General features: G+C 61.6%; 19 protein-coding genes. 9 read left to right on the top strand and 10 right to left on the bottom strand.

Annotated features, from left to right (window positions below; genetic code table 11):
- Nucleotides 1–52: 52 nt before the first annotated feature.
- The 5 genes from AC5V87_RS35485 to AC5V87_RS35465 form a co-directional block, all read right to left on the bottom strand.
- Nucleotides 53–970 (bottom strand): NADP-dependent oxidoreductase, encoded by a 918-nt coding sequence (locus AC5V87_RS35485; RefSeq protein WP_495369245.1) that lies wholly within the window; start codon nucleotides 968–970, stop codon nucleotides 53–55.
- A gap of 53 nt (nucleotides 971–1,023) precedes the next feature.
- Complete coding sequence (locus AC5V87_RS35480; RefSeq protein ID WP_495369244.1) at nucleotides 1,024–1,569, bottom strand: carboxymuconolactone decarboxylase family protein; 546 nt, start codon at nucleotides 1,567–1,569, stop codon at nucleotides 1,024–1,026.
- A gap of 35 nt (nucleotides 1,570–1,604) precedes the next feature.
- Nucleotides 1,605–2,285 (bottom strand): nitroreductase family protein, encoded by a 681-nt coding sequence (locus AC5V87_RS35475; protein WP_495369243.1) that lies wholly within the window; start codon nucleotides 2,283–2,285, stop codon nucleotides 1,605–1,607.
- Nucleotides 2,286–2,380: 95 nt separating this feature from the next.
- Complete coding sequence (locus AC5V87_RS35470; RefSeq protein WP_495369242.1) at nucleotides 2,381–3,358, bottom strand: AraC family transcriptional regulator; 978 nt, start codon at nucleotides 3,356–3,358, stop codon at nucleotides 2,381–2,383.
- Nucleotides 3,359–3,753: 395 nt separating this feature from the next.
- Complete coding sequence (locus AC5V87_RS35465) at nucleotides 3,754–4,125, bottom strand: winged helix-turn-helix transcriptional regulator (RefSeq protein ID WP_495369241.1); 372 nt, start codon at nucleotides 4,123–4,125, stop codon at nucleotides 3,754–3,756.
- A gap of 140 nt (nucleotides 4,126–4,265) precedes the next feature.
- Here AC5V87_RS35465 and AC5V87_RS35460 point away from each other — a divergent pair, with 140 nt between their 5' ends.
- The 3 genes from AC5V87_RS35460 to AC5V87_RS35450 all read left to right on the top strand — a co-directional run bounded on the left by AC5V87_RS35460 (nucleotide 4,266) and on the right by AC5V87_RS35450 (nucleotide 6,806).
- Nucleotides 4,266–5,000 carry an SDR family NAD(P)-dependent oxidoreductase gene (locus AC5V87_RS35460; protein ID WP_456842509.1) on the top strand — a complete coding sequence of 245 codons (735 nt, stop codon included), beginning with the start codon at nucleotides 4,266–4,268 and terminating at the stop codon, nucleotides 4,998–5,000.
- Nucleotides 5,001–5,239: 239 nt separating this feature from the next.
- Entirely contained in the window at nucleotides 5,240–6,235 is a 996-nt protein-coding gene (locus AC5V87_RS35455) for a hypothetical protein (RefSeq protein ID WP_495369240.1), read from the top strand.
- A gap of 193 nt (nucleotides 6,236–6,428) precedes the next feature.
- Nucleotides 6,429–6,806, top strand: coding sequence for a VOC family protein (locus AC5V87_RS35450; protein ID WP_495369239.1), 378 nt, complete (start codon nucleotides 6,429–6,431; stop codon nucleotides 6,804–6,806).
- A 61-nt stretch (nucleotides 6,807–6,867) separates the two neighbouring features.
- Here the strand turns inward: AC5V87_RS35450 and AC5V87_RS35445 are convergent, their stop codons facing one another.
- Nucleotides 6,868–8,427: a winged helix-turn-helix domain-containing tetratricopeptide repeat protein gene (locus AC5V87_RS35445; RefSeq protein WP_495369238.1), complete on the bottom strand. Its 1,560-nt coding sequence runs from the start codon at nucleotides 8,425–8,427 to the stop codon at nucleotides 6,868–6,870.
- 170 nt (nucleotides 8,428–8,597) lie between these two features.
- On the opposite strand from AC5V87_RS35445, the gene AC5V87_RS35440 reads away from it, so the two are divergent.
- Nucleotides 8,598–8,894 (top strand): DUF1127 domain-containing protein, encoded by a 297-nt coding sequence (locus tag AC5V87_RS35440; RefSeq protein WP_456842514.1) that lies wholly within the window; start codon nucleotides 8,598–8,600, stop codon nucleotides 8,892–8,894.
- A gap of 497 nt (nucleotides 8,895–9,391) precedes the next feature.
- Here the strand turns inward: AC5V87_RS35440 and AC5V87_RS35435 are convergent, their stop codons facing one another.
- The gene (locus AC5V87_RS35435; RefSeq protein WP_027563122.1) at nucleotides 9,392–10,276 is read right to left on the bottom strand and encodes an amidohydrolase family protein; all 885 of its coding nucleotides are present in this window, start codon (nucleotides 10,274–10,276) and stop codon (nucleotides 9,392–9,394) included.
- A 341-nt stretch (nucleotides 10,277–10,617) separates the two neighbouring features.
- On the opposite strand from AC5V87_RS35435, the gene ykgO reads away from it, so the two are divergent.
- The 3 genes from ykgO to AC5V87_RS35420 all read left to right on the top strand — a co-directional run bounded on the left by ykgO (nucleotide 10,618) and on the right by AC5V87_RS35420 (nucleotide 11,965).
- Nucleotides 10,618–10,743 carry a type B 50S ribosomal protein L36 gene (gene ykgO / locus AC5V87_RS35430; RefSeq protein WP_006611362.1) on the top strand — a complete coding sequence of 42 codons (126 nt, stop codon included), beginning with the start codon at nucleotides 10,618–10,620 and terminating at the stop codon, nucleotides 10,741–10,743.
- A 119-nt stretch (nucleotides 10,744–10,862) separates the two neighbouring features.
- The gene (locus tag AC5V87_RS35425; RefSeq protein ID WP_456842515.1) at nucleotides 10,863–11,504 is read left to right on the top strand and encodes a tetratricopeptide repeat protein; all 642 of its coding nucleotides are present in this window, start codon (nucleotides 10,863–10,865) and stop codon (nucleotides 11,502–11,504) included.
- Between the two features lie 200 nt (nucleotides 11,505–11,704).
- Nucleotides 11,705–11,965, top strand: a complete 261-nt coding sequence (locus AC5V87_RS35420) for a hypothetical protein (protein WP_456842516.1) — start codon at nucleotides 11,705–11,707, stop codon at nucleotides 11,963–11,965.
- A gap of 12 nt (nucleotides 11,966–11,977) precedes the next feature.
- Here the strand turns inward: AC5V87_RS35420 and AC5V87_RS35415 are convergent, their stop codons facing one another.
- A complete protein-coding gene (locus AC5V87_RS35415) occupies nucleotides 11,978–12,160 on the bottom strand; it encodes a hypothetical protein (RefSeq protein WP_456842517.1) in 183 nt (60 codons plus the stop codon).
- 329 nt (nucleotides 12,161–12,489) lie between these two features.
- Here AC5V87_RS35415 and AC5V87_RS35410 point away from each other — a divergent pair, with 329 nt between their 5' ends.
- Nucleotides 12,490–13,446: an alpha/beta fold hydrolase gene (locus AC5V87_RS35410; RefSeq protein WP_456842518.1), complete on the top strand. Its 957-nt coding sequence runs from the start codon at nucleotides 12,490–12,492 to the stop codon at nucleotides 13,444–13,446.
- 113 nt (nucleotides 13,447–13,559) lie between these two features.
- Here AC5V87_RS35410 and cycA read toward each other — a convergent pair whose 3' ends face one another.
- Nucleotides 13,560–13,955 (bottom strand): cytochrome c-550 CycA, encoded by a 396-nt coding sequence (cycA, locus tag AC5V87_RS35405; RefSeq protein WP_456842519.1) that lies wholly within the window; start codon nucleotides 13,953–13,955, stop codon nucleotides 13,560–13,562.
- A gap of 280 nt (nucleotides 13,956–14,235) precedes the next feature.
- Between cycA and AC5V87_RS35400 the strand changes: the two genes are divergently transcribed.
- The gene (locus tag AC5V87_RS35400; protein ID WP_456842520.1) at nucleotides 14,236–15,729 is read left to right on the top strand and encodes an FAD-linked oxidase C-terminal domain-containing protein; all 1,494 of its coding nucleotides are present in this window, start codon (nucleotides 14,236–14,238) and stop codon (nucleotides 15,727–15,729) included.
- 46 nt (nucleotides 15,730–15,775) lie between these two features.
- Here the strand turns inward: AC5V87_RS35400 and AC5V87_RS35395 are convergent, their stop codons facing one another.
- On the bottom strand, nucleotides 15,776–16,111 hold the full coding sequence (locus AC5V87_RS35395; protein ID WP_456842521.1) for a putative quinol monooxygenase: 336 nt from the start codon (nucleotides 16,109–16,111) through the stop codon (nucleotides 15,776–15,778).
- Nucleotides 16,112–16,275 lie beyond the last annotated feature (164 nt).

The following is a 16,275-nucleotide window of genomic DNA, read 5'->3' as shown; positions in this document are numbered from 1 at the left end:
AAGCGAACGGTAATTGGCCGGCGAGAGTGAAGCCCTCGCCCCGCCCAAGCTCTCAGGAGCGGACATGAATGACCGTCTTGCCGTGGCGTCGCTGTGCCGAACTGAAGGTGGCGAGCGCCTCTTCCAGGGAGGAGACCTTTCCGATGTTTGTCCGCAGTCGTCCGTCCCGCACCCTCTGGACGATCTCGCTCAATTGGCCACGATCGGCCTCCACGACGAAGTCGATGGCCAAACCGTCCAGCGGCCGAGCCTCCGCCGGGCCGACGACACTCACCAGCGTGCCTCCGGCTCTAACAAGGGCTGCAGACTGCTTCTGGATGTCGCCGCCGATGACGTCGAATGCGAGATCGACCCCACCGACATCTTTGAGCGCCTCGTTCTCCAGGTCGACGAATTCATTCGCGCCGAAGTCGAGCGCTTTCTGCCGGTCGGCCGCACGTCCTGTTCCGATGACATAGGCACCAGCCTCGCGCGCGAGTTGAACGACCATGGAGCCGACCGCGCCGGCCGCGCCATGCGCGAGCACGCTCTGGCCTGGCTGAAGACGGCCGTGCTGGAAAAGCCCTTGCCACGCGGTTAAGCCCGAGATCGGTAGACTCGCGCCCACCTTGAAATCGACGTCACCCGGCAATGGCGCGAGATTGCGCGCCTCGATGGCAATATATTCGGCGAGCGAGCCATCGCGATACCACTCGGCAAGGCCGAATACGCGCTGTCCCACCGACAGTCCTGTCGTGCCGTAACCAAGCGTCGTGACGATGCCGGCGAATTCGTGCCCAGGGATCGACGGAGTTCTGTCCTGCTCGCGGCGATCGGTCCAGGTCGAGGGCCATTCCAATTCCGTCGGAACGAAGCCCGAGGCGTGAACCTCGACGATCACGTCGTTGATCGCTGGTTGAGGTTCGGGGCGTTCCACCAGCTTCATCCCGGCAAACCCGGCAGCTTGGTCCGTGACAATAATCGCTTTCATCTTCGGCTCCTTTACGTCTGGTGTTTTGCAGATTCCGAACTTCCCGACCGTGCTCAGATCGAGCCGGCCGGTGCCACCGCGGGGAAGTCCCTGTCGGGATTGAACACGTTGTTGAAGAAGTTCGTCAGGGAGTACATGGCGACAAGCGCGACGATCTCCATGATGTTCGCATCCGTGTAGCCCGCATCGCGGACGGCTTGCAGATCGAGGTCTGTGACATGGCCACGGCTCTCGATGATCTTGCGTGCAAACTGGACGGCGGCATCCCGCTTCGGGTCCCTGGCATGACCCTTTCGGGCGAGAACAATGTCCTCCGCCGGCAGCTTGGCCATATGCTCCGCCGTGAAGCTGTGCACCGTCAGGCAGTAGTTGCAGCCGTTCACTTCGGAGACCGCAAGGCCGATGCTGTCGCGTGTCCTGACGTCGAGCGCCTTGCTCAAGGAGCCGAGCAGAGCGGCCCATGCATTGAACGCGATCGGGCTTTGCGCGAAGGTCGCCATCATGTTTGGCGTGAACCCGATGTTCTCAGTGAACTTATCGAGGGTTGGTTTCGAATCGGCCGGCACGTGTTCCGGCTTCAGAGCAGCAGCTCTGGCCATGATATTTCTCCTCAATTGATCGATTTCAGGGTTGGTTAGGCGAAGTGCAGCACATCGGCCACGGGCAGGCGCGGCTTCTGCGGCCAGTTGCCGGACCGCTCTCGCCCGACCGTCAGCAGCATGACCGGGATTTCGTCTTCGGCCAGGCCGAACTCTCTGTGCACGGCCTCTGCATCGAAACCGATCATCGGTGTCGACCCCAGGCCTAGCGAGCGGGCCGCATAGACAATAGCTGCGGCGCCGAAGGTCGCGGAGCGTACCGCTTCGTCGCGCTGGCGCTGCGGATGATCGTCGTACAGGCCGCGCGCAGGCCCCTCCCATTCCGGCACCACATGTGCCGGCATGATTCCGGCTTCCACGACGGGTGCCAGGCGCTCAGGGACGGTGCTCGCATCGGCCAATTGGCCGATGATGATGAAGGTAACGGCTGCTTCGGTGATTGCGGGCTGATTCCAGGCGATGGGAAGCAGCCGCGCCTTCGCTTCGGGTGAGCGCACAGCGACGAAGCGCCAGTTCTGCAGATGGAAGGATGTCGGCGCTGACGTACCGATCCGCACCAGGTCGCGGATCTGATCATCGCTTAAGGTAGCGGTCTGGTCATAGTACTTCGCAGCACTGCGGCTCAGAATGGTTTCGATGACGGCATTTGTCGGCAGCGGCCCCGCGAGCCAGCGGGAGGTTTCGTGATGGGCGGCGGTTGTAGCGGTGTTGGTCATTGGGTTGCTCCGTAATCAAGTGATGACGGAGCCCAACCTACCGATGGAAATGATCGTTTCGAGCCTTCATACGCTCATTTTGATGCTCAAAAGGATCAATCTGGTGACGACCCAGACTCATCGCCATTGTGCGCCAGTCGGCGCCATTCCCCTGGCGTCATCCCCATCCTCTCCGCAAACACACGCCGGAATGCCGAAACGGATTGATACCCGACCGCTTCGGCCACAGCTTCCGTGCTGATCGTTGGCTTCTTGAGCTCGTTGGCGGCCATGCTCATGCGTAGATCGGTCAACAGGTCGAGGGCGGAGCGGCCTAGCTTGTCCTGAAACTGGCGCATGAATGTCGCGCGTGACATGCCGCACAGATCCGCCAGATCGGGAAGCTTCCAGGGTCGCGCCGGATCCGCGAACATCGCCGCAATGGCCGCTGCCAATCTCGGATTGCCGGCAAGGGCCAACAAGCCTTCGGTGGATTTGCCGGCTTCGCTTGCGGCGCGGAGAACCAGAGTGAACAGGACTGAAGAAAGCGCGTTGAGAATGGCGCGTCCTCCCGCTCTGTCCCCAGCAGACTCCATTCGCATCAGGCCGACCAGTCCGGAAAGTTGACTCGATGCCGACGCGATGTCCTCTTCTCCATGGTTTTTCATAGCCCGCACGACCAGATTTGCCGGCAGGTAGCTGCGGATCAATCGATCATGGGGTGGCACGACGAAAAATCGTCCGCACAGCAGATCGAGTCGCTCACCCGGTCCATCGTTCTCGCTCAACATCCAACCTGCGGAGCCCCTGCTTTGGCGCGTGCTGATCGGCGTTTCGCCGCTGCCGTCGTGCAGCACGTGCGACGAACCGTGAGGAAGCAGCACGATATCCCCGCTCCCAAGCTCCTGCACCGTTCTCGCATCAGGGTCCTCGAAAATGGCCCGGCCCTTGACGATGACATGGTAGGGGATTTCGTTCGCCGCCGCCTTGGGCCAGATGATACGCCACGGTGCGCCGTAGGCGCAGCGGACCTCGAGTTGGCCGGTGACGGTGATGATCTGCAGCAGATGACTCAACCAGTCGACTTGAGACATAAGACCTCGAGAGCGTGGATCGCCGACGCAGCATATCAATTAGCGACGCTTTCGACGAAAGGCTTGGTCTTTCGTCTTCATTGATCGCGGCGATGAAAGCCAACCGACATTGACCCTTCGTCCGCCGGCCGGAGATATGGTCGACATGACTTGCGGAGTGATCCGGCATCGAAGGCGACGGCCCTGAGGCTCATGGGCGGCTGGTGTGGTCAAAGAACGCTGCTTTGGGGAGCGCGCATGATCGCCAGCGCCTGTGCGCCGCTCGGAACTTTGCCAACGCCCTTCCGTTCCCGTTAGCGAGCACGAACATAGGCGGGCGCCGCAGCCAACGCCGCGAAGTTAGCGACAGCGATGGCTTCGCACGCCGACCTGTCTCACACGAAGTTCAGCGCAAGTTAGCCGGTCGGCTCGCGTGCTCGCCGCGTCCAGGTCGCTCGCTCTGCGTAGACCTCGATAACCTCCGCCATATGCTCCGTGCCCCATGAGCAAAGCGGCACGAGGGCCTGGGCGAGGCTGTGCCCCAGAGCGGTGAGACTATAGTCCACCCGCGGCGGGACCTCCTTGTAATCGGTTCGCTTCACGAGACCGTCGGCCTCCAGCTCCTTGAGCTGCTGGATCAGCACCTTGTCGCTGACATCGCGCACCGCGCGGCGGAGCTCGCCGTAGCGGGTGGGACCGTCCTGGGCGAGGAAGTAGAGGATCAGCGGCTTCCACTTGCCTGAGATGACTCGCAGGGTTGCGTCGAGGCCGCAGGTGAAGCCGGGCACAGTCGGCGTGCAGCTCTGGACCGGCGGATTTGGTTGGGAGTGATCTGACGAAATTTTTGGGGCACTTACCAAAAGGTGCATACTTGTCGATAGGTGGGTACGCCGCCAGCTCAGTGCAACCTCAATGACGGGAGCACATCATGAGCAGACTACAAGGCAAGACGGCAGTGGTGACCGGCGGCGGAACCGGGATCGGATTGGGAGCGGCGAAACGGTTCATCGACGAAGGCGCGTTCGTCTATCTCTTCGGGCGGCGGCAGGCCCCGCTCGATGCCGCCGTTGCGCAGCTAGGGCCCTCGGCGCGCGCCGTCAGGGGCTCGGTGACGGATCTGTCCGATCTCGACAGGCTGTACGCGGCGGTGAAAGCCGAACGGGGCAGGCTCGATATTCTGTTTGCCAATGCAGGGACCGGATCGTTCGCGCCGCTCGGCGAGATCACGGTCGAGCACTACGATCAGATTTTCGACGTCAACGTGAAGGGGCTGGTGTTCACGGTGCAGAAGGCCCTGCCGCTGATGACGAAAGGGTCTTCCATCATCCTCACCGGCTCGAGCACCGGGGTGATGGGGACGCCGCAGTTCAGCATCTACAGCGCGACCAAGGCCGCGATCCGCAATCTGGCGCGGAGCTGGGCGCTGGACCTGCGCGGCAGCGGCATCCGCGTCAACGTGCTGTCGCCGGGGCCGACCAAGACGGAGCTGGCGCTGGAGGTCGTGGGCGAGGAAGCATTTAATGCACTCGGCAGCGCTACGCCCATCGGGCGTCTGGGCGATCCGTCCGAGACAGGCGCGGTGGCCGCTTTCCTCGCATCCTCGGACAGCAGCTACATGACCGGCGGCGAGGTCTTCGTCGATGGCGGCCTGGCGCAAGTCTGAAGCTTTGAGGGCTTGAGCAAGAGGGCTTCGATCATTGGCATCGAAGCCCTCAATGCGCTGTGGTGCTGACGCGTCTCGGCGTTCGTGCAAGCTTCTTTCAAAGAATCGTTATCCTGTCGATCCTGGCGCAGCGGATTGACACTGCCGCCGGCAGGCGTTTAATTCAGGGCACGGGGATGCGCGATCTCCCCGCGAGGCGACATGCCCAAGTATCGCGTCCTGCTCACCAAGGACGCTGCATGTCTTCTTACATCCCGACCTCAGCAGAAAAATTATCCCGTCATATTGGTGCCGTCGGCGCGCCGACCCTGGTCGATGTGCTTGTCGATGAACACCGCGCGGCCGATTTGCGCACTCGACAAGACGGCGAGCAGCATGAGCACGCGGGGCACTTTCGGGACGACGATCAGGTGGAGGACTCCATGACCACCAATACAGGCTGCCGAGACTTCATCAGCCTATCACATGGATTATGGCGCCGCCGCCGCGAAATACGTCGACATCTAGATGGAAGCGATCAAATGGGACAACGCTGCAGCTCTGTACGATCAATGCAGACGGGAAGCTTAGACGTCCTGCAAAAAATCGGCGTAGCGCTCTTGGGCGCGGCGTTGTTTCTATTGCTGGCGGAAGGAAACGCGATGGCAGAAACTGTAAACTTCGACAACGCAGCAGCCGGCGCAGCGCCCGAAGGCTGGACTCTGACGATGACCGGTCGCGGCCATCCCAAATGGACGGTCGAGGTGGAGTCGACGGCGCCAAGCAAGCCGAACGTCCTGAAACAATCCGGTCAGGCGACGTTTCCGGTGGCGCTCAGGAACGGCACCAGCATCATGGACGGGTTCGTCGAGGTCAAGTTCAAGGCGATCTCAGGCTCCGAGGATCGTGCGGCCGGTATTGTCTGGCGCGCAAGGGATGCGGACAATTACTATGTCGTGCGGGCCAACGCGCTTGAAGACAACATTGTGCTTTACAAGACGATCAAGGGTGTTCGCAGCGCGCTCGATATCGTCGGCCGGAAAGGCGGCTATGGCGTCAAGGTATCGGTGCCATCAGGTCAATGGCATTCCCTGCGCTGCGAATTCGCCGGAAAGCTGTTCAAGGTGACATATGACGGCAAGCCGATGTTCGAGGTCGAGGACGAATCGATCAGGGGCGCCGGCATGATCGGCTTGTGGACCAAGGCCGACAGTGTCACCGTATTCGACGACCTGACATACGGTGCGCTGAATTGAGCCTGCGCCAAGGCCGGAATCGACGCCATACGCGGCAAGCTGGAGTTTTAGGATCGCATTGCCGGCCCCAATGGCAAAAAGCCGCGAGCGCCGCATCGGCCGGCCGCCTTGCTCTTTCGCATTGTCAAGAACAGCGGCGACGGGTTCTTGAAAAGAGTGGTCGAGAGTTGCTTCATTAAGACAGAGCGCGCGAATGAGCCCTTCCGGATCTTTGATCGCGATCCTGCCGTGTAATGACCTTGATGCGTCGGAGCGGTTCTATAACCGATTGGGCTTTGCGCGTGCGGACAGCCAGAGGCCTGCTCCAGGAGAACGCGACTGCTATCGCATGCTGTCGAACTCGAAGGGCGGACATCTACATCTAACGGACGCGGTCGAGGGATGGTTGATACCGGGCAGAAACCCTTTTGGGCTCTATCTTTACCTTGAGGATGTTGACGCTGCGGCGCGCGAATTTCAGCAATCACCCGAGGACAAGCCATGGGGGATGTACGAATTTGCCGTGTCTGATCCTGATGACACGTTGGTTCGTGTCGGTTGGCCAACCCGTCTCCGCGCCGGTGCTCAATAAATCCTCCGCACCGCAGCAGCTCGTGCCGGACGATCAGCCCGCCGATGCGGGTGAGCACGGTCTATTCGGGCAACCCCGCTTTTCGAAGCCCCTCAATAAACAGCTTTGGGCTTTTGGGGGACCGGGCGGTATGCGCCGATATTGTGAAGGAGGGATCGATCTCAAGCACACGCGCCGCCGCAGCGTGCGCCTCAGCGTCGCGTCCTAGATGGGCGAAGGCGGACGCAAGGCCGCGGCAAGCTGGCGCAAAGGAGGGATTATGACGAAGGGCTCTCTTCAGTGCGACAATTGCCTCGTCAAAGCGATGAAGCCCTATAAGGGCATGCGCAATGCCAAGAAACGTCATGTGAAGCAGCGGATCTACTGGGCTCATGCGAATTGCGCGTTCAAAGCTGAGTATCGCTTCCTCCGGCTGGCCCACCATTACATAGACCCAGCCTCTGTTGTTCCAAGTGCGCCATGAATTTGGGTTGAGTGCCACCGCTCTGTCAGCCATTTCGATCTCGGCTTCACTATCGCCGACCATGCCCGCCGAGATCACCGCAACCCTTGACAAGATGTCTGGATCACCATCATCGATCCTCAATGCCAAACGAGCGAGCCGAACTGCTTCCTTGCAGTCAAACTGAGGATCGTTGGCGTAGCCAAAGGCGACGTTGCTCGCATGGCAGTCGCCTGCCAGCGCCGCTGCAGACCCGAATCTCGGATCTAGCTCCAAAGCGCAATGAGCCAGCCTGATCGCCTCGGCCAAGCTTTCGCGGGTCGTCAGGTAATACTGCTGCATGGAGCGGAGAAACAAGTCATAGGCGGTGAGGTTCTCTGATCGCCTACGCGTAGCCATTTCAATTTCTGTCTGAATCATCTTTGGTTGAATAGCCGAGACAACCGCGACGGTTACTTCGTCCTGGAGAGCAAAGACGTCGGCAAGGTCACGCTCAAACCTGTCCGCCCATAGATGCGCGCCTGTAACCGCATCGATCAACTGCCCTGCGATGCGAACTTTCCCCGACGCCTTCCGTACAGAGCCCTCGAGGATATAGCGCACGCCAAGCCTGCGTCCGACTTCCTTGATATCGACGGCTTTGCCCTTGAAGGTAAAACTCGAATGACGTGCGATAACAAACAGAGACTTAAATCGCGACAGCGCTGTGATGATCTCTTCTACCATGCCATCCGCAAAATATTCCTGCTCAGGGTCGCCGCTCATGTTCTCAAACGGCAGCACGGCGATGGAAGGTCTGTCCGGGAGCGCAAGATCGAGCTTTTGAAGTTCTACCTGATCGTCGGCAACTGTTGCGCCTGCCGGTTCCTTCGCTTCCCGAACAACTCCAACGAAACGAAAGCCCTTGCGCTGGAGTGTCTTAATGAAGCGCTGTTCGTCGCCAGAATCGCCAATTGCAATCCGGGCGGCGTTTAAGCGGGTTGTTAGCGCCGCATCGGATACGCTGCGCCCATTCCAAACGGCTTTGATGAGGTCATCCTTGCTGACAACTCGCTCCCTATTGCGGATCAGGTAATCGATCAGGTCAAATACTTGTGGCGCGACGGAGACGACGTCCGCCCCGCGATGCAGCTCGCGCCGATCAGTGTCGAATACGTACTCCGCAAAGAGATAGCGCAAGATGCGAACCCCGTTGGATGAGGCCTCCCATAACCGGGTACGTTTTGGCCTCGCCGAAACTCGCAAGAATAAGCCGCCGGTAGGGAAAATGTAAGCTGCCGGTCAAGCGTCCCCGCCAACCCCGCGGCACTCTCCGGTCGGTGCAAGAACACCGTCCAGGAGACGCCGCGATGACCACGACGCACGGCACTAAATGGCTGGAACGGACATCCGTATCGACCCGGCATGTCACCAGCTTCATCTGGAAATGTTGGGATGCCTTTCATGAGCGCCGCGAACGCCAGAAATTGAGCGCCACGTTGTCCGACCTAAGTGACGGAGAACTGATGGATATCGGCACCACGCGCGGCGAGATCGACTACGTCGCCTCGCACCGAAATACTGACCCGCGGGGCATCCGATCCGGCGAATGGCTGCGATATCTGCCGACTGTGGACGGCCAGGTTGGACCTACCGACTTTCGATAGAGATCACGCGCGCTGGATTGCTGCACCTGAAGTCTCTTCTGATCTTCCTCAGAGACGAGACATTGGACCTGGTCGCGGTGAGGTCCAGAAGGGCCATTTCCGGATGCCTGCACCGCAACAGTGAAGAGAGACGAAGCCTCTTGTTTTAACGAAACTGAGCAACCGATCCCAATGGTGGACCGGACCATCGACCTCGGATCATGCGCAGTGCGTTCGACGAGGCGGCGTATCAGGTCATGCTGCCCGGGACGAAACAGCGGACACGAGGATGTCCATCGATGTGGTGCTTCCAGACCATCGTCTGTCCGGCGAGATCGGATTGCTTGATGAGAGCGCCGTCTGGCACGAGCACCCATTCGTCGTCGATGCGCGATATTCCTGATCGCTTCACGCTTTAGGCTAAAGCGCGATGAGATTTGGATGAATCATCATCGCGCTTCAGGTTGTTGTTTGAGCATGATCTTTTCGGAAAGCGCTGCGGTTTTCCGGATCAGGCTCTAGATCCCCAGCAGCTTGCGCGCGTTCGCCTTCAACACCTTCGGCCGGATCTCGTCGCGGATCTCGATCTTGGCAAAATCCGACAGCCAGCGGTCCGGCGTGATCACCGGCCAGTCCGAGCCGAACAGCATCTTGTCCTGCAGGATCGAGTTGATGTAGCGCACCAGGATCGGCGGGAAGTATTTCGGCGACCAGCCCGACAGGTCGATGTAGACGTTCGGCTTGTGGGTCGCGACTGACAGCGCCTCTTCCTGCCAAGGGAAGGAGGGGTGGGCGAGAATGATCTTGAGGTCGGGGAAATCGGCCGCGACGTCGTCCATGTACATCGGGTTGGAATATTTCAGCCGCATCCCCATGCCGCCAGGCATGCCCGAGCCCACGCCGGTCTGGCCGGTGTGGAACAGCGCGATCGCGCCGCCATTGTTGATCTCTTCGTAGAGCGGATAGGCCATGCGGTCGTTGGCGTAGAAGCCCTGCATGGTCGGGTGGAATTTGAAGCCGCGCACGCCGTATTCCTCGATCAGCTTGCGCGCCTCGCGTGCGCCAAGCTTGCCCTTGTGCGGGTCGATCGAGACGAAGGGGATGAGGACGTCGAGATGGTCGGAGGCGATCTCCAGCATCTCCTCGTTCTTGTAGCGGCGGAAGCCGGTCTCGCGCTCGGCGTCGACCGGGAAGATCACCGCGGCGATGTTCTTGGAGCGATAGTAGGCCGCGGTCTCCGGCACGGTCGGCGGATGCTTATGCGGCGACTTGAAGTACTCCGCCATCTGCGCCTGGAAATCGTCATAGCCGTCGTCGGGATGGGTGCCGCAGGGCTCCTCGGCATGGGTGTGGATGTCGATGGCGACGACGTCGTCGATGTTTGGCAGCTTCAGTTTCGGCATGGTGTCCTCCCGACGGGTTGGCAAATTGATTATATGATATAACGAATTTGGCAAGGCGTTGCCGCAGGCAAAAGCGCTGCCTGCAAAAGTCCTTGCCGTGCTTGGCCGCGAACGGACAAGATCGGGCCGATCCGGCCGTTTCTACTGTGCATGGGGTTGTTTTCACGACTTTGCCGGTTCGGGACCGGGCAGTTAACATTGACATCACCTCCCGCCATGCCTTAAGAACCGCCTCGTCCCGGGCGGTCGGTCCGCCAGCGGGAAAAATCTCATTTTGCCACATTCGCGCGTGCCGAAACGGTAGTGCCGAACACGGCCTTTCGAACGTTCAGGATTCTGCCATGAAGGTCCGTAACTCCCTGAAGTCGCTGCGCGGTCGCCATCGCGCCAACCGCCTGGTCCGCCGCAAGGGCCGGGTCTATGTGATCAACAAGGTGCAGCGCCGCTTCAAGGCTCGCCAGGGCTGATCAGGCGACTGATTGCCCTCGCGGTCGCCTTTCGCGCGCACCCGCAAGACCACGGTCTCACACGAGTTTGACGCCGCCCCTGCTATGCAAGGGCGGCTTTGCGCGTTTAGACTTTGATGATGGCTGTGAGATTCCCTTTCGCGCGCACCCTGTGTCTGGCCCTTGTGCTGGGAACCGCCGGGCTGGCTCCCGCCCTGGCGCAGCAGGTTGAGCCGCCGCCTCCGCCCGGCAAGCAGAAGAAGCTTCCCGAGGCGCCGGCCAAGCTGCCGAAGGTCGACCGCAGCAAGAATCTCGATTTCCTGTTCGGTGCGCTGAAGGCTGCGCCCGACGAGGCCAGCGCCAAGCACGTCGAGGCGCGCATCTGGGCGATCTGGATCCAGACCCCGAGCGACACCGCGGCGCTGCTGATGTCGCGGGCCAAGACCGCGGTCGAGGCGCAGAAGATCGACATCGCGATCAAGCTGCTGGATTCGGTCATCAAGCTCAGGCCCGACTACATCGAGGCCTGGAACCGGCGCGCCACGCTCTACTACATGCAGAACGATTATGGTCGCTCGCTCGCCGACATCCGCGAGGTGCTGATCCGCGAGCCCCGTCACTTCGGCGCGCTCGCAGGCCTCGGCATGATCATGCAGGAGGTCGGCGACGAGAAGCGCGCGCTCGAGGCCTACCGCAAGGCACTCGCGGTCAATCCGCACCTCGAGAAGATCCCCGAGCAGGTCAAGGCGCTGACCGAGAAGGTCGAAGGCCGCGATATCTAGGGCACAATCCGGACCCCAAGGGGCGCATCAGCGCAAAGTGTGAAGCGCTTTTGCAAGAGGTCGCGCTCGAACAATACGGACAAGTCGATCAGTTCTTGAGCCGGTGCGGCGGCGGTGGATTAACCACGACGACACGCGCCGCGTTGCGAGGGGTGTTGGCGCCACGGTCGCGGGCTTACCTTCATGGCAGGAGCACAGCCATGAAGCGTTTGATCCTTGCAGGTACATTGCTGCTGGCGTCGGGGACGGTGAGTCTCGCCGACGGGCTGTTCTGGGTGGTCGGCAACCGCGCCACCGGCAAGTGCAACATCGTGACCAGCAATCCCGTGATCAACGGCGACATCTGGTTCGGCGATGGCCCCTACAAATCCAGGGACGACGCCAAGCTTGCCCGCTCGACCATCCGCGCCTGTCCCGCCGTCAGCCCGGACGAGGAAAAGGACGAGGACAGCACGAATTAAGCCGACCGCGTCCTAGTGCAGGACGCTGCCGCCGCGCTCGGTCAGGCCGCGATCGGCGGCCGCGGCGTAGGCCCTTGCCAGCTCCGCCTCGAGATGCTCGTTGATCAGGAGCAGCGCCCGCACGGCACCGCGCAGATCGCCGTTGCAGCTCGCCACGATCTCGTCGATCGCAGTGTCGTTCGATCTGAAGCTCATCGAAAATTCTCCGGTTCAAACCAGGACAAATCCTGCCGGCCTATCCTCGTATCCCCTGAGGCTGCGAGGAGGATCGGCGCCCACCCGCGTGTAAATGGCGGAACCGACCATGGCGATTATATGGAGGCCGCGATGACGACTGCATGAAGCTGGTCCGAGGCTTGTGTGTCACGAGAAAATGACATTGATTTTGCTCGATTTTTTGGTTCGGCAATTGTGCACATATCCACAGCCCCTCAATTCAATGGAAGCGCTGACGCGCTCCGGGCGAAACTGTCGCGTGCAAGACCCGTAACTGCCCTGTGCCCTGGATCGTCCGGATTCTTCCCATGATCATAATGTCAGTCGTGACGACGCTGGTCCTGCTGGCGCTGGTCACGCAGGCCGGAATCATGGCCGTGCAGCGCGCCTTTCCGCCGCAGGGCCGGATGATCGAGGTCGAGGGCGCGACGCTCCACGTCGTCGACATCGGCCCGCGCGAGGCCGGCCTGCCGATCGTGATGCTGCATGGCGCAAGCTCCAATCTCGAAGCGATGCGGCGGCCGCTCGGCGACACGCTCGCCAAGGAGCATCGCGTCATCCTGGTCGACCGTCCCGGCCATGGCTGGAGCACGCGCGCCAGGCGGCAGGATTCGACGCCGGAGATCCAGGCGCGGATGATCGACGAGGCGCTTGGCAAGCTGGGGATCGAACGCGCGGTGTTCGTCGTGCATTCCTGGAGCGGGGCGCTCGGCGCGCGGATCGCGCTCGATCATCCGTCCCGCGTCGCCGGCCTCGTGATGCTCGCACCCGTGACGCATCCCTGGCGCGGCGGGGTTGGCCGCTACAACGAGATCATCGCAACGCCCGTGATCGGCCCGCTGCTCGCCTACACGATCACGCTGCCGCTCGGTTATTTTCTCGCCGAATCCGGCGCGCGCAACGTGTTCCTGCCGCAGATGATGCCGGATGGTTTCGTGCAGGACTCCGCAACGCCGCTGCTGCTGCGCCCGCGCGAGTTCATCGCCAACGCCTTTGACCTGGTGACGCTGAAGGACGCGGTGATTGCGCAAGCTCCGCGCTACGGCGAGATCAAGGCGCCGGTCACGATCATCGCCGGCGAGCCGGACAAGACGGTGAAGACCAGCATCCACGCACGCCCGTTCGCCGCGACCGTGCCGAATGCAAAGCTGATCGTGCTGCCAGATCTCGGCCACATGGTGCAGAACGCCGTGCCTGATCTGGTGAGGACGGAGATCGAGGCGATGATCGGGAGAATCGTGCCGGCGCAGGCTGCCGCCGACTAAAGCGTCTTCGAGCGAAGTGGAGACCGGTCCGCGTGAAGAAAACGCGTCAATCCAAGAAGCCGGGGCTTCGGTTCTGAGTCAATCAGAACCGAAGCTCGAGCGGCTGTCCCTTCTTACTGCTTGATCTTCCCGTCCTTGTCGAACTGCGAGACATAGGCCCAGAGATTGTTGATCTCGGTCTCGTTCTTGATACCGGCGAATGCCATCTTGGTGCCGGGGATCTTGGCCTTGGGATCCTTGATGTATTCCTTGAACGTGGCCTCGTCCCAGGTGATGCCGGAATTCTTGTTCGCGTCCGAATAGCTGTAGTCCGGCGCGGTGCCGGACTTGCGGCCGTTGAGGCCGTTGAGTTCGGGGCCCACCTTGTTCTTGGCGCCTTCGCCGATCGCGTGGCAGGCCAGGCACTTGTTGAATGACGATTTGCCGGCCGCGACATCCTGCGCCATCGCGGCGGGTGCGGCGGCGGTCACGGTGAGGATCATCAGTGCGCCAAAAGTCAGTTTTGTCATCGGGTGCCCTTCGTCTCTTCCCTGGAGGGTTTGGCCTGTTCGGTGTCTTGCCTGGTCGGCAGTCGTCGAACCCGCCGGTTGTGGCAGGCCCGCCCGGCTTGGACAAGCTTTGAAACCATGACAGGTTTCATGGCTGCCTACTTGTCCCAGAGCGAACTCGCCGAAGATCGCGGCTCCGACTTTCGGATGGCCTACCCAAACCCGCGCGGACGTGATTGATTTGGCGTGACAAATTGATCGTGCGGCGTGAGCCGGAAGAATATGCCATGAGGGATCTGATATGGCCATCATGATGCCTGCGAGCGACCAGGCGGTGCTCGCGCGCCGCGCCGAGATCGTGGCTGCATTGCGCGCAATCGTGCCCGGCGAGGGCGTGATCGATACGCCTGCCGAGATGCGGGCCTACGAATCCGACGGGCTGACCGCCTACCGGCAGCCGCCGATGGTGGTGGTGCTGCCCGATACGACCGAACAGGTCTCGCTGGTCCTGAAATATTGTGCCGGGAAGGGCATCAAGGTGGTGCCGCGCGGCTCCGGCACGTCGCTGTCAGGCGGTGCGCTGCCGGTGGAGGACGGCGTGCTGCTGGGTCTTGGCAAGTTCAAGCGCATCCGCGAGATCGATTTCGACAACCGCGTCGTCGTCACCGAGCCCGGTGTTACCAATCTCGCGATCAGCCAGGCCGTCGCGCATGCCGGATTCTATTACGCGCCCGATCCGTCCTCGCAGATCGCCTGCTCGATCGGCGGCAATGTCGCGGAGAATTCCGGCGGCGTGCATTGCCTGAAATACGGCATGACCACCAACAACGTGCTGGGCTGCGAGATCGTGCTGATGAGCGGCGAGATCCTGCGCATCGGCGGCAAGGGGTGCGAGAATTCCGGTTACGATCTGATGGGCGTCATCACCGGCTCGGAAGGGCTGCTCGGCGTCATCACCGAGATCACGGTGCGCATCCTGCAGAAGCCGGAGACGGCGCGCGCGCTGATGGTCGGATTCGCACAGGTCGAAGCGGCCGGCGAATGCGTCGCGCGCATCATCGGCGCCGGCATCATCCCGGGCGGCATGGAGATGATGGACAAGCCGGCGATCCACGCCGCCGAAGCCTTCGTCCATGCCGGCTACCCGCTCGACGTCGAGGCGCTGCTCATCATCGAGCTCGACGGTCCCAAGATCGAGGTCGACGAGCTGATCATGCGCGTCGAGGCCATCGCGAATGGCTGCGGCTCGACCACGTGCCAGATCTCCAATTCGGAAGCCGAGCGCAATCTGTTCTGGGCCGGCCGCAAAGCCGCCTTCCCCGCCGTCGGCCGCATCTCGCCCGACTATCTCTGCATGGACGGCACTATCCCGCGCGGCGCGCTGCCGAAGGCGCTGGCGCGCATCCGCGAGCTCGGTGAAAAGTACCAGCTCGGCTGCGCCAACGTGTTCCACGCCGGCGACGGCAATCTGCATCCGCTGATCCTCTACGATGCCAACAAGCCCGGCGAGATCGAGCGCGCCGAAGCCTTCGGCGCCGACATCCTGCGCGCCTGCGTCGAGTTCGGCGGCGTGCTCACAGGCGAGCACGGCGTCGGCATCGAGAAGCGCGACCTGATGCCGGATATGTTCACCGAGATCGACCTCAACCAGCAGCAGCGGCTGAAATGCGCGTTCGACGCGCAGGGCCTGCTCAATCCCGGAAAAGTGTTTCCGACCCTGCACCGCTGCGCCGAACTCGGCCGCATGCATGTCCATGCCGGCAAGCTGGACTTTCCGGACATTCCGCGGTTCTGAGCGATCGCGCGGAGGGAAGGGACGAGCCCGTCCCTCCGCAAGACACTCACAGCAGCCCGTACTGCGCCCGCTCGCGCCTGGCCAGCAGCGGCAGGGCTTGGCCGGCGATCCAGGTCTTGAAATGCGCGCTCTCCTGATGCGCCTTGAAGGCAGCCTCGTCGCGGAACAGCTCGTAGAACAGGAACTGGGCCGGATTGTCCTTGCCGCGCGAGATCAGGAACAGTTTTACGCCGTCCTCGCGCTGCGCCTCTGGCAGGAAGCGGTCGAGGATTCCCGCGATCCTGTCGGCCTCGCCTGGCTTTGCCTCCCATTGCGCGACGACGAGCAGGCCGCCGCCATCGACGGCGTCGCTTAGGGATTTCTGCGTGGCATAGTGGTTCATGGCTCTTCCTCCTTGCTTTTGGCTTCAGTCTCGATCGCGACCGGTGCGAGCTTGTAGCGAGGCGCCGAACCAGCTTGGTTCGCCAGCCATCGAAGTGTCGATGTCGTGAACGCTAGGGTCATGATCGATGCGTTGCGGTGGCTCGGGTGTCGGAGCTCGAGCGC

This window comes from Bradyrhizobium sp. SOJA106 (assembly GCF_059448745.1).
The sequence above is the reverse complement of the archived record's forward strand: the minus strand, read 5'-3'. Positions and strand labels throughout refer to the sequence as shown.

What these genes read in the sequence shown, in the direction of transcription:
- AC5V87_RS35485 (WP_495369245.1), bottom strand. Translation starts at nt 970, where the DNA reads ATGAAAGCGATTATTGTCACGGACCAAGCTGCCGGGTTTGCCGGGATG.
- AC5V87_RS35480 (WP_495369244.1), bottom strand. Translation starts at nt 1,569, where the DNA reads ATGGCCAGAGCTGCTGCTCTGAAGCCGGAACACGTGCCGGCCGATTCG.
- AC5V87_RS35475 (WP_495369243.1), bottom strand. Translation starts at nt 2,285, where the DNA reads ATGACCAACACCGCTACAACCGCCGCCCATCACGAAACCTCCCGCTGG.
- AC5V87_RS35470 (WP_495369242.1), bottom strand. Translation starts at nt 3,358, where the DNA reads ATGTCTCAAGTCGACTGGTTGAGTCATCTGCTGCAGATCATCACCGTC.
- AC5V87_RS35460 (WP_456842509.1), top strand. Translation starts at nt 4,266, where the DNA reads ATGAGCAGACTACAAGGCAAGACGGCAGTGGTGACCGGCGGCGGAACC.
- AC5V87_RS35455 (WP_495369240.1), top strand. Translation starts at nt 5,240, where the DNA reads ATGTCTTCTTACATCCCGACCTCAGCAGAAAAATTATCCCGTCATATT.
- AC5V87_RS35450 (WP_495369239.1), top strand. Translation starts at nt 6,429, where the DNA reads ATGAGCCCTTCCGGATCTTTGATCGCGATCCTGCCGTGTAATGACCTT.
- AC5V87_RS35440 (WP_456842514.1), top strand. Translation starts at nt 8,598, where the DNA reads ATGACCACGACGCACGGCACTAAATGGCTGGAACGGACATCCGTATCG.
- AC5V87_RS35435 (WP_027563122.1), bottom strand. Translation starts at nt 10,276, where the DNA reads ATGCCGAAACTGAAGCTGCCAAACATCGACGACGTCGTCGCCATCGAC.
- ykgO (WP_006611362.1), top strand. Translation starts at nt 10,618, where the DNA reads ATGAAGGTCCGTAACTCCCTGAAGTCGCTGCGCGGTCGCCATCGCGCC.
- AC5V87_RS35425 (WP_456842515.1), top strand. Translation starts at nt 10,863, where the DNA reads ATGGCTGTGAGATTCCCTTTCGCGCGCACCCTGTGTCTGGCCCTTGTG.
- AC5V87_RS35420 (WP_456842516.1), top strand. Translation starts at nt 11,705, where the DNA reads ATGAAGCGTTTGATCCTTGCAGGTACATTGCTGCTGGCGTCGGGGACG.
- AC5V87_RS35415 (WP_456842517.1), bottom strand. Translation starts at nt 12,160, where the DNA reads ATGAGCTTCAGATCGAACGACACTGCGATCGACGAGATCGTGGCGAGC.
- AC5V87_RS35410 (WP_456842518.1), top strand. Translation starts at nt 12,490, where the DNA reads ATGATCATAATGTCAGTCGTGACGACGCTGGTCCTGCTGGCGCTGGTC.
- cycA (WP_456842519.1), bottom strand. Translation starts at nt 13,955, where the DNA reads ATGACAAAACTGACTTTTGGCGCACTGATGATCCTCACCGTGACCGCC.
- AC5V87_RS35400 (WP_456842520.1), top strand. Translation starts at nt 14,236, where the DNA reads ATGGCCATCATGATGCCTGCGAGCGACCAGGCGGTGCTCGCGCGCCGC.
- AC5V87_RS35395 (WP_456842521.1), bottom strand. Translation starts at nt 16,111, where the DNA reads ATGAACCACTATGCCACGCAGAAATCCCTAAGCGACGCCGTCGATGGC.